The following is an 11,715-nucleotide window of genomic DNA, read 5'->3' as shown; positions in this document are numbered from 1 at the left end:
CAAAAACGCCTTAGGCTCAATAACAACTTAAGCATCACTCAATCTTCACGACTGAGCATGTATTTCGCCACGGCCAGACGGGTTTCTGCATCCAGGTACGACTGCGGGGGCATTTCAGGGTAGTCCTGACGTTTTTTGATCGGCGCCGCAATGTAATTGGCCAGGCCTTCGGGGTTGTCCATATACAACGCCTGGATTTGCTGAACCGGTGGGCCGATCATGCGACCGGTGTAGGTATGACAGCCGGTACAGATGCCCAGGTAGGCGACCTTGCCGCGCTCACTGGGGTCAATCTCGCGGGGCGGCACCGGCGTATCCAGCAAATAGGTGACGACCTCATCGGTGTTGGTAAAGTCACACAAACCAAAATCACCAATCCCCACCGTGTTGTAGCGATGCCGGTTGATGATGCAGCTGTCGCTGCCCCCACCGACATGGACAATGTCCGCCGGGCCGGTTTTCAATTCCGTCAGCATTAACGCCTTCACTTCATCGATGGTCTGGTAGCCATTATTCATCATCAGGTTATCGAGAATCGCCACACGGTCCGGATTGGGCTCAGAGCCCACATCGATGGTGACATTGGGCGCATTGTGGTGATCGGTGATCATGATACCGGCGGTTTTGTGGTCAGTGATGATGTTGCCTTCCACAATCACATCGTCGGCGGCCATGATTAAAATGCCGGTACCGGCCGGAATGCCCGATACGGTTGAGCCCGGCGCCCCGAAATTGTGGTGGTTATTGCCGATGATAAAGTTGTTGCGGATGATCACGTCAAACGTGGTTTTGATGGGTAATCCCGGCGTGATGAATGCCAGCACGCCGCCGGTGTTGTTGTGTACATAATTGTTTTCAACAATGGCATGGCGGCTGTTTTCAATCTCGATACCGGCCACGCTGTCGAACACATCGTTATGCGCCACATGAATGTTATCACTCATGCCCACGTAGATGGCGGCATCCTCAATACCCGAAATAACATTGTGCTCCACAATACCGTTTTTCCCCAGCTGGGGGAAAATGCCGTAGACGCCGGTGTCGACAATCACATTATTGCGGATTTCAAAATTGTTGCCCGCCTGGCCCATGATGCCGTTGCCCTTGTAGCGGGTGATGCGAAAATTTTCCACCACAATGTTGTTGCCCGAGTAAAGCACCGCATCGTTGAGGCGCTCTTCACCGTCCAGCGTCGCGCGCTTGCCCGCCTCGATAACGCCCACCAAGCGAATGCTGTCCTTATCGATATACACCGTTTCATGATAGGTGCCCGGCATCACCTGAATGGTGTCACCCGGCTGCGCCTGGGTGACCGCCGCCTGAATAGACTCCCCCTCATTGATCACCCAGGTTTTGCCATCGTGCACCGAGTGGTCCAGCGCACGGCTGTTACCCACCCCCTCACCGCCTGCGTCACGGACTTCAGCATCCGCCGTTTTATCGTAGCCGCCAGTGAAACTGCTGCCTTTGGCTGCGTTGGTTATCACCGTCGCCTGCCCGCTTTGTTGACCAAAATACAGCCCCCCGCCAAACGCGGTGGCGATCAGAAAGGCCCCGAGAATTTTTCCTGTGTTCATCGTTATTTTTCCTTTTGAGGTTTCAACCTGGGTTCGGTCAATGTGAGTTGAGGGTGCTTATCCGATTCCGGTGACGGCAGCGGCAATATCAGCCCGGACGGTAATGCTGCCGGCATGGATGGCTTAAAGGTTTCATCGGTCAGGGTTTTCATAAAACTGACAATCAGGTCCAGTTCGGCGCTGGTTAAATTCGGTTCCCATATGTGCCAGTGCAACTGCATCTCCACCCCCTCAGGCACGGCATGCCCGCGCCCGTCATTGTAAAATTCGGTCGCCTCACGCAGAGTCGAGAAAGCCCCGGAGTGCATGTAGGGCGCGGTTAACTCAATGTTGCGCAGGGTCGGCACCTTGAACCCGCCCTTCAGCTTTTTCTCATGAAAGGTTGCCTCGGCCCCCACATCCAAGGGCCGACCCTCGGGCTCGGGTGTGCCAATGACCGCGATTTGGTTGTTGGTAAACAGGGGCGGTGTATGACACTCCGAGCAGCGTGCAACGAAGGAGCGAAACACGTTCAGACCCGCAATTTCATCTGCATTAAGGGCTGCGTGATTACCGTGCGCGTATTGGTCGTAGCGGCTGTTGAGTGAGATCAAGGACGACTGGAACGCTGCCAGCGAGGTGTAGACAGCCTCCAGCGTGATACCACCAGCCTGAGGAAACGCTTGCGCAAACAGCGTTTGATACGCCGGAATACCCGTCAGGGTGGCCAGCAGATGCGCTTCGGTATTGCCCATTTCGTCGGCGGCATAAAGCGGGCCCCGGGCCTGCTGCTCCAGGGAGTCGGCTCGGGCGTCCCAGAACAAGCTGGATAAGAACGCACTGTTCCACAGCGTCGGGGCTGAACGTTTCCCCAATTGCCCTTTTACCCCCACCGATAGCGCCATGCCATCGGCAAAGCCTTTATCCGGCTGATGACAGCTGGCGCAGGCCACCGTACCGTCACCCGACAGCGCCGGATCAAAAAACAGGTAGCGACCCAGGTCAATTTGCTGGGGCGAGAAACCGTCGCGATAGGCTGGCAGGCCGGTCTGGGTACCACCCACCCCTCGATTCTGGGTGGAATCGTAAAATTGATACACACTGCGCAACTCGCAGCGGTACGCCTGGGTTTTGGGGTTGATGGTGCGTTCAAAACCCGGCGGGCAGTGCTCACTCAACCGCCAGCGCTCGGTGTGGCGCGGCGGATCCAGCGCCACCGTATCGGCCGGCGGCGAGGCTCCAACCACGGCCGACAGCAATGCCCACAACCCCAGCAGCCCCAACGGGATCACTGTCCACCCTGCGCCTTTGCGACCCTGTGCCGTCATCGAACGCCTCCCCTCACGGTTGAGCCGTGATAAAGGCAATCACGTCCGCCAGTGTTTTCGCATCCGGCAAGCTGGTGGCCATCATCTTCATCTGTCGACCCAAGCGATCTTCTTTGTGGGTACCCCGCACACCTTGAGCAAAATGCTGAAATTGACGCTGAAGGTATGCCCCGCTTAACCCCGCCAGACGCGGGGCGTGCATCAGGGGGTTACCCTGCGCCTGAGCGCCGTGACATCCGCCACAGGAGGCGTTGTAATAATTGGCGCCACGCCGCAAATCCCCATCGGTTGCCACAGCCGAGGAGGACGGACTCAGTTCAGACAGATAGGCCATTAAAGCTTGCAGCTGAGCGTCACTGAGCGATGCCACCACCGACTGTGCTGTGGCCGCCATCATGGCGCCTTGGGCATCTCTGGGGTCGCGCCCCCGCAAGCCGGACTGAAAATGCTGGAGCTGGCGAGAGAGATAGTCGGCCTGCTGACCGGCCAGCGAAGGTCCGATCTCGGCCCCTCTGGCATCAGCACCATGACAACTGCTGCACTGGGACTGAAACACCACCGCGGCCGCCGAGGGCTCACCCGCATGAGAAACCACCGCCGCCACGGTGAACAGAACACTGATCCACAAGGGAAATCTTCGAAGCTCCAACACTGAACCACCATCGGTTATTAAACTGATGAGGTCAGCATGTCGCTACAGGCCAACCGCGTCCTATGGATTTCAAAATTCGTCATAGAAATGCCTCGTTTCGGGTGCTGTGGATGACGAATTTTTGAAATTCGTCATCGCGAGCCTTGCAGACCACCCGTGATCACCGTCTAAGTTGGCCCTGACGATACTCGGTGGGCGTCTGCCCAAACGCCTCTTTAAAGGCCTTGTTGAAAGAGCTTAACGAGCGATAACCGGTATCCAGTGCAATATTCAGAATCGCTTCATCCGGCTTCAAGGGATCCGCCAGGCGCTCGCTGGCTTCGCGAATGCGGTAGGTGTTGAGAAAATCATTAAAGTTGCGGTAGCCCAATCCGGCGTTGATGACCTTGCGCAACCGATATTCCGGCAGTGACAAACTGGCTGCCAGTTGACCAATCGTGAGCCCCATTTGACGGTAGACCCGTTCATGTTCCATTAGCTGGGTAAGCTGCTGTAACAACGCTTCAGGGACCGGCTCCAGCCCCCCTGCACCCGCAACGTCAACATCGCGCGCCACCACCGGCTGAAATTCATCGGCGTTCGCGGGTGGTCTGTTACCCCCCTCTTGCGGGACCACCTCCGAACAGGCCCGGTTGCTATGGCCAGCCACCGCGTCATCCAGCACCGCGCTGCCGTCCGGCACGACAGGCACCCGAGGAACCGCTGGACCCGCACTGATGCCGCTGGCGGAAACCCGCCGATCGGCTTCCGGGTGAAAAAGGCCTGTTTTCATCTCCAGCAACAAGCCGTTGGTCACCATCAACATGCCCGCCACAAAAATGTACTGCCACACCAACAACCACACTTCGCCAGGAAAGATCAGCTCACGCATCAGCAGCAATACCAGAATGTATAAACCCAGAATGCCGCAAAACCACAGACGGAGATCGCGCCGGGATTCCACCAGATCTTCACGCCAGAAGCGCACCACCGACCACAGCGCCAGGCCCATAATCACAAACTCCAACGATTGGGGCAGGGTCCAAAAGAACATCCGGGGAGCCTCGACATCCGCCATGGCCAACAGGTTGCCGAGTAAAGGCAGCAACACGGTCAGCGCCACCAACCCCATTTGCCAGCTGCGCAGACGAAAGCGCTCTTCAAACAGGCTGGCCGAAAACAACCAAAAGGTACCTGGCACCAGGGTTTGCAGGGCCTCAAACAGCATCGAAAGGCCAGGGGAGGTAACCACCGGTGTTAACAAATAGCCAGTGACCGCCAGTAAAAAGACCGCATACAGTCCCGATTGCACTGACCAGCCGCGACGGCTGCGCAGAAACAACAACACATTCAACAGAATTTGGGACAGGGAAAAAGCCAGAGCAGCCGTCAGAACAACATCCATGGAAACCATTTCAACAGTTAAATTCAGCGCCAAGACTAGCAGAAACCGGGCAAAAGTGAGCGTTCATTTGTCGCGTTTCCTGTTCTCCCCCGGTCTTGCGGGAAAGCATTCAAGCGCTTGCGTAAAACAGTCACTCCCCGAGGGAGATCTCTTGCGATGATCTGTCACGCTAAAACGCCAAACTCTCATCAGCCCGAAGTCACCACATCCGATCCGCGCACAGGCCTTCAGCCGGTCATAAAAAAGCCCCACCGCCTGTTCACTGGCGGCGGGGCTTTATGCGGCAAAGCACAGGTTAGCGTTATGACAACGCGGGGCAGTGCGACTGGGCAGGCAGGGCTAGACCTTTTTCTGGCTCGCCAGTAAATACAGCATCTCCAGCACCAGCGTGGCCGCCGCCAGCGAGGTCACATCGGCATGATCATAGGCCGGCGACACCTCCATCAAATCCATGCCCACGATGTTCAAGTCCCCCAGCGAGCGGATAATTTGCAGCGCTCTGTCGCTGGTCAAGCCCCCCGCCACCGGTGTACCGGTCCCCGGGGCAAAGGCCGGATCCAGGCAATCGATGTCAAAGCTCAGGTACACCGGGCGCTCACCGATCACGCTTTTAATACGCTCAGTCACTTGCTCAGTGCTGTGATTGTTGACCCAGCTGGCATCCAGCACCGTCATGGGGTGAGTGTCGTAATCGTATTCGGTGCGGATCCCCACCTGCACACTGGCTGCGGGGTCGTAGAGCCCTTCTTTATCCGCGTGGTAAAACATGGCGCCGTGGTTGTATTTCGCATCACTCGCTTCGGTGTCGGTGTGGGCATCAAAATGCAGCAACGCGACCTGACCGTGGGTTTCGTGCACCGCGCGCAACAGCGGCAGTGAGATAAAATGATCGCCCCCCAGAGTCACCAGTTTTTTCCCCGCCGCCAGGATGCGGCTGGCGTGCGCCTGGACCAGCGCCAGCATTTCATCGCTGTTGCCCTCTTCAAAATCCAGGTCACCATAATCCTGAACCTTGAAACGCTCACTCAGGGCAAAGCGCCACGGGAAGCGTTTCGCCTCCCAGCGCAACTGGGACGAGGCCTGACGAATACCGGTGGGTCCAAAGCGGGTGCCAGAGCGGCCGGTGGTGGCCAGGTCATAGGGCACCCCCATGACCACCGCGTCCAGCTCAGCGGCCAGCTCACGGGACAGGGGCAGTCCAAGATAGGTGAAAATGTTGCTGAAGGTGTTGCTTTCAGCTCCAAACAAGTTAGATGTAGGCACGAGCGTCTCCTCAAATTGCCGTCAAATAAGGAGTTAAAGGCTTATCCGTTCAGAGATGATGCTGAAGACGTAAAACCCTAAAGCTCCCGTGAAACAGGAATGCACAAGGAAGTGCTCTCGCCACAGGATCCTGGACCTGCAACGGACGTCAGAGTTTTACGTCGTGATGTTTGCGACCGGGAAAGATTATCACAGGGTGTATTTTAAGGAAACGGGGCAGATGGCAGGCACTGTTTTGTGAAGACGCAGTTTAAAAACGCGGCCTGACAGCCCCGGTCTTGACCTTGCAACCGCCCTCTGCCGGTGCGGCTGGCGGTCAGCGCAGCTGCCTGACGCGAAAATTGCGACCTTTTAACTTACCCGCCCCCAGCTTCGTCAACGCGATCTTGGCCACTTCACGCTTCACCGCCACATAAGACCACATGGGGTAGACCTGAATCTTACCCACATCGCTGCCCTGCACGCCGTCGTCCCCGGTTAAGGCCCCGAGAATATCCCCGGGACGGACTTTGCTTTTTTTACCGCCGTCAATTTGCAGCGTGACCATCGGCGGGCGCTGCGGCCGCTCGTCCATGATCGAGGCCGGAGGCAATATTTCACGCTCAACCGCCACCCCCTGTTCGTCCTCCAGCAGGCGCAGCTTAAAGGTTTCTTTGTCACTGTAGAGCGTGTGGGCGCGACCGTGACTGCCAGCACGGCCGGTTCGACCCACGCGGTGAACGTGCACTTCGGGGTCCCGCGAGATCTGGTAATTGATGACCGTGTCCAGCTCCTGAATGTCCAGACCGCGCGCCGCAACGTCGGTAGCGACCAGCACCGACACGCTCTTGTTGGCAAACCGCACCAGGACCTGATCGCGGTCGCGCTGCTCCAGATCGCCGTGCAGCGCCAAAGCGGAAAAACCCTGGCTGGCCAGCTCGGTGGCCACTTCCTGACACTCCCGCTTGGTGTTGCAAAAGACAATGGCCGACGTGGCCTTGTCCTGCTTTAACAGCAGCCCCACCGCCTGGCGACGATGATTTTCGTCATTAATGGGGTAAAAATACTGGGTGATGGTGGATTCTTCCTGCGGACTCTCGACCGTGACCCGCTCCGGCCTCTGCATGATGTTGTTGGCGATTTTCTCGATCTGTTCGGGAAAAGTGGCGCTGAACAACAGCGTCTGCCGCTGTCTCGGAATGGGGGCAATGATGGCGTCCAGACTGGCCTGGAACCCCATGTCCAGCATGCGATCAGCCTCATCCAGAACCAGGGTATGAACATGCTCAAGGCTCAAACGCTCTTTGCGCAGGTGCTCTTCGATTCGTCCCGGCGTTCCCACAACGATGTGCGCACCGTGCTCCAGGGAGCCAATTTGGGGTCCGAACGGCATCCCTCCGCACAGGGTCAGCACCTTGACGTTGTGTACACCGCGCGCCAGCTTGCGAACTTCACGTGCCACCTGATCCGCCAGCTCACGGGTCGGGCAGAGGACCAGCGCCTGTACCCGGAATTTTTTCACGTCCAAACGCGCCAACACCCCCAAACCGAAGGCCACGGTTTTGCCCGAGCCGGTTTTCGCCTGAGCAATCACATCCTTACCTTCCAGCAACAAAGGCAGACTCTGGGCCTGCACCGGGGTCATGGTGTGATAATCCAGCGATTTCAGGTTTTCATAGAGATCGGCGGGCAGTGTCAGCTGGCTAAACGATGGATTTTGCAAAATAAAACCTAACAATGAAGGGTTGAACGTCGTCGGTAACCGTTGTGGTTAACCGCGCAGTTAGCCGGGTTAACCGTCTGGTTAATCGCAGCCGTTAAAAATCGTCATTAACAATAACCCGGCATCATACCACCAACCCGACAACCCGCGTGGGTTAATGTTCTGCAACGCGAGGGCAACGGTGTAAAGAAACGCAGGCTTTACCCCCCCAAGGTCCGTTACCGGGTGGCGCAATTGCTCTTCCCGGGATCTGAAGCGCTCAAAACACGCCAGCAGCGCTCCCACAGGCATAGCCTACCCCGCCATCATGGTCAGCCCGATGACCACATGCCTCCCTGCAGTGTACGCACGGCCCCACCTCTGGTTATCGTTGTGTTTCAAGTCATTGCGACTATCCTGAAACAAGAGCTATCTTAATTACGGTAAGGCGTCGGTTAATCTGGCCCTGTTGTGCCTGTGTGAGCCTGTTGTGCCTCCTGTGCCTCCTGTGCCTCCTGTGCCTCTAGGCACCTCTAGCTGCGAAACCAGGCCACGGTCTCAAATCAATTGTAGAAGGATGACACCATGTCAAATGAAGGGTATCACGAGCCTCTCGACGAACTCAGCGAAGAAACCCGGGATATGCACCGGGCCATTACCTCGCTCATGGAAGAACTGGAAGCCGTCGATTGGTATAACCAACGTGTTGACGCCTGCAAAGACGACGATCTCAAAGCCATTCTGGCCCACAACCGCGACGAGGAAAAAGAACACGCTGCGATGGTACTGGAGTGGATACGGCGCAAAGACCCGACCTTTGATCACCAGCTGAAGGATTATTTGTTCACCAGTAAGCCCATTGCCCATAAATCCTAACAAAGCCACAGCGATCAATTAAGGGGTGAAGAGCCGCTCAGCAGCATTGAAGCGCACAGCCAACACAACGCAGCCCTCATAAAAACAACGCGGCTATTTCCGCAAGCAAGATACCGGCACCAGAGCAGGTATTTGCAACAGACAGTAAGGACACTGAGAACTCCATGCACAAGGTACCTGTGACGCCCTCCATCATCATCTACAGTTTGGTCCTGCTCTTCCTGCTCGGCTGCACCCCCAAGGTAACGCCGCTGGAACAGCTGGTACAGGCCCGGCTGGAATACGACCAGAACAATTTTGACAGCGCTGAGATACATTTGAAAAACGCCCTGCAGGCCAAGCCGGATTTCGCCGAAGCCAGGCTATTGTTAGGCCAGCTGTTGATGCAACAATCAAACCCCGTTGCGGCCGAAATCGAACTCCAACGGGCGCGCGATCTGGGGGCGGCCCCCGATTCGGTGATACCGGTGCTCGCTCGCGTCCTGTTTGAGCAAGCCAAATGGCAGGAGCTGCAGCAACTGCCGGTGAACCAGCTGTCCGTCTGGCAGCGGGGACCTCTGCGGGCATCACAAGCCCTTGGTCTGCAGGCACAAGGGCAGGAGCATCAAGCCGGCGCGCTGTTATCCGCCGCGCTGGTCGATGCCCCCAATGATCCATGGGTTCGCCTGGCCGATGCCCGCTTCAACGCCTTCAGCGGCCATCCGGATGCTGCCCGCATCAAACTCGAAACCTTGATGAAGGATGCCCCGCAATACGCGGCGGCCTGGCTACTTCTGGGTGATCTGGATCGGGGGGAGCAACACTACCAACAGGCGCTCAAAAACTATCAAACCGCCATCGAATTGGGAGACCAGAGCCTCACCACCAAGCTCAAGCTCATCACCATCTATCTGGATATGGACGATCTCCACAAGGCACAAACGGCCATTCGGCAGATACCGCAAAGCAGTCAGCAACTGGTGTTGGTGCACTTTCTCAAAGGCTTGCTTTACTTCAAGCAGGAACGCTTTCAGGATGCCATTAATGCCTTCAACACGCCGATCATGTTTCCCCGGCAATACCCCCAGGCGCTGTTGCTGAGCGGTCACGCTCATTGGCGCCTCAAACAGGTTGCTCAAGCCGAGGAGGCCGCCTGGCAACTCTATCAACTCGACCCCAGCAAGCCCGACGCCACCGCTCTGCTCGGCACCATACTGCTGGATCAAAAACGCTATGCCAAACTCGAACCCCTTTTGTCCCCGGCCCTGTCGAAGCACCCCGACAATATCAATTTGCTGGCTCTTCTTGCTCAAGCCCAGCTGGGGCAAGGCAAATTTAAGGACGCCACCGTCAGTCTGACTCACCTGCTCGGCAAGAACCCCGAATCCGCCAGCACCCAGACTCAACTTGGCTACAGCTTGCTGCAACAAAACGATTACGCCAGAGGGGTTCAGCACCTGCAACAAGCCCTCGACATCGACCCGGCTTACCAGCAGGCTTACGCCTACCTGGTCTTGCATTACCTGCAACAACAGCAACCTCAACAAGCGATAGACACCGCTCTACGCTACCAGCAACAACTGCCCGAAGCCGCAGCTCCGCTCAATATGCTGGCCCGAGTGTACCTTGCCAGCGGTTCCCCTCAAGCGGCAGAGCAGCGTTTTGCCGAAGCCCTGGAAAAGGAGCCGGGCAACCCGTTCGCAGCCCGCTATTTCATTGAGAAAGCACTCGAGGACAGTGACTTTGAACGCGCCCGGACGCTGACACAGCAGGTACTGGAAGTCCACCCCGACGACCTCGGCGCACAACTGCAGCTGGCCAGGATTGAGCGGCTAAAAGGCAATCCCGATGCCATGGTGGCGCGCTTACAAAGCATCATCACCAACCACCCTGACGCTTTCGCACCGAGGCAAGAATTGACCCGCTATTACCTCAGTCAACAAGAGCCTCTTAAAGCCCAGCAAACTCTGGGCGACTGGGGACAAAAACAGGACAGCCCCCCGACAGCGAAACAGTTGCTGGCCCAGATCCAGTTACAACAGAAACACTACAACAGCGCCAGATCCACACTGGAGCAGCTCATCCAACAGCAACCGGATGTTAGCGACCATTATTTTATGCTTGCCCAGGTCTACGCGGGCACAGGTAACGAAGCCAAAATGCATCAAACCCTCGAGCACCTTCTGCAACAGGACCCCGCCCACCTGAAAGCGCACATTACGCTGGCGAGACTGCAACTGCTGAAAGGACAGCAACAGGCGTTTGCCAACACCGTGGCTGCACTGGAAAAGATCGCCCCGCAGCAAGCCGACACATTGCTGTTTAGGGGGATATTGCTTGAGCAACAAAATCAGCCGGAGCAAGCCCTTCGCGTGTACCAGGGGCTTTTTGAGCAACACCCCAGCAATCTCAACTTGATGCGCGTTGCGCGCCAACTGACCGCTGTTGGCAATACCGATGAAGCCCGGGCCTTGCTGCAGGCCTGGGTGAAAGACAACCCCGACGATCTGGTGTCTCGCCAAATGCTGGCCACGGTGTACCTGTCCCAACAACAGCCCCAGGCCGCCATCAACGAATATCGGGCCATTCTTCAACAACAGCCCAACGATCTGATTGCGCTCAACAACCTCGCCTGGCAGTTGCGATCCAGCCAGCCCAGCGAGGCTCTGGCGTATGCCGAGACGGCTTACAAGCTGTATCCGGACAACGCCGAAGTTCTGGACACCTATGCCATGACACTGCTCGATCACAACCAACCCAAACTGGCGGCCCAGCATATAGACCGCGCGGTACAGCAATCCCCTGACAACCTCGCCATCCTCTATCACCAGGCCATTATTGAACACCGCAACGGCAACCAAGCAATAGCCGCCTCACTGCTGAAAGAACTGCTGGGGTCGCCCGGTCAATTTACAGAACGCGAAGCAGCACAGCAGTTACTGTCGCGGCTGGAACCTGACACGGCCACCAGTCACTCGGCGACTAATTAAGCCTGC

General features: G+C 57.0%; 9 protein-coding genes. 2 read left to right on the top strand and 7 right to left on the bottom strand.

Annotation, left to right across the window (positions count from 1 at the left end):
* Positions 1–38: 38 nt before the first annotated feature.
* The 7 genes from G8770_RS05165 to G8770_RS05135 all read right to left on the bottom strand — a co-directional run bounded on the left by G8770_RS05165 (position 39) and on the right by G8770_RS05135 (position 8,176).
* Positions 39–1,577: a parallel beta-helix domain-containing protein gene (locus tag G8770_RS05165; protein WP_167182721.1), complete on the bottom strand. Its 1,539-nt coding sequence runs from the start codon at positions 1,575–1,577 to the stop codon at positions 39–41.
* A 2-nt stretch (positions 1,578–1,579) separates the two neighbouring features.
* On the bottom strand, positions 1,580–2,884 hold the full coding sequence (locus tag G8770_RS05160; RefSeq protein ID WP_167182718.1) for a cytochrome-c peroxidase: 1,305 nt from the start codon (positions 2,882–2,884) through the stop codon (positions 1,580–1,582).
* 13 nt (positions 2,885–2,897) lie between these two features.
* The gene (locus G8770_RS05155; RefSeq protein ID WP_167182715.1) at positions 2,898–3,533 is read right to left on the bottom strand and encodes a c-type cytochrome; all 636 of its coding nucleotides are present in this window, start codon (positions 3,531–3,533) and stop codon (positions 2,898–2,900) included.
* 163 nt (positions 3,534–3,696) lie between these two features.
* Positions 3,697–4,920 carry a helix-turn-helix transcriptional regulator gene (locus G8770_RS05150; protein WP_167182712.1) on the bottom strand — a complete coding sequence of 408 codons (1,224 nt, stop codon included), beginning with the start codon at positions 4,918–4,920 and terminating at the stop codon, positions 3,697–3,699.
* A gap of 339 nt (positions 4,921–5,259) precedes the next feature.
* Positions 5,260–6,183, bottom strand: a complete 924-nt coding sequence (gene speB / locus G8770_RS05145) for an agmatinase (protein ID WP_341771080.1) — start codon at positions 6,181–6,183, stop codon at positions 5,260–5,262.
* Positions 6,184–6,499: 316 nt separating this feature from the next.
* A complete protein-coding gene (gene dbpA / locus G8770_RS05140) occupies positions 6,500–7,888 on the bottom strand; it encodes an ATP-dependent RNA helicase DbpA (protein ID WP_425050036.1) in 1,389 nt (462 codons plus the stop codon).
* Between the two features lie 78 nt (positions 7,889–7,966).
* On the bottom strand, positions 7,967–8,176 hold the full coding sequence (locus G8770_RS05135) for a hypothetical protein (protein WP_167182706.1): 210 nt from the start codon (positions 8,174–8,176) through the stop codon (positions 7,967–7,969).
* A 273-nt stretch (positions 8,177–8,449) separates the two neighbouring features.
* On the opposite strand from G8770_RS05135, the gene G8770_RS05130 reads away from it, so the two are divergent.
* Together G8770_RS05130 and prsT are read left to right on the top strand one after the other, a co-directional pair.
* Entirely contained in the window at positions 8,450–8,740 is a 291-nt protein-coding gene (locus G8770_RS05130) for an encapsulin-associated ferritin-like protein (RefSeq protein ID WP_167182703.1), read from the top strand.
* Between the two features lie 164 nt (positions 8,741–8,904).
* Positions 8,905–11,709, top strand: coding sequence for an XrtA/PEP-CTERM system TPR-repeat protein PrsT (prsT, locus tag G8770_RS05125; protein ID WP_167182700.1), 2,805 nt, complete (start codon positions 8,905–8,907; stop codon positions 11,707–11,709).
* Positions 11,710–11,715: the final 6 nt, after the last annotated feature.

The organism is Pseudomaricurvus hydrocarbonicus (assembly GCF_011602365.1).
Lineage (GTDB): Bacteria > Pseudomonadota > Gammaproteobacteria > Pseudomonadales > Cellvibrionaceae > Pseudomaricurvus > Pseudomaricurvus hydrocarbonicus.
The sequence above is the reverse complement of the archived record's forward strand: the minus strand, read 5'-3'. Positions and strand labels throughout refer to the sequence as shown.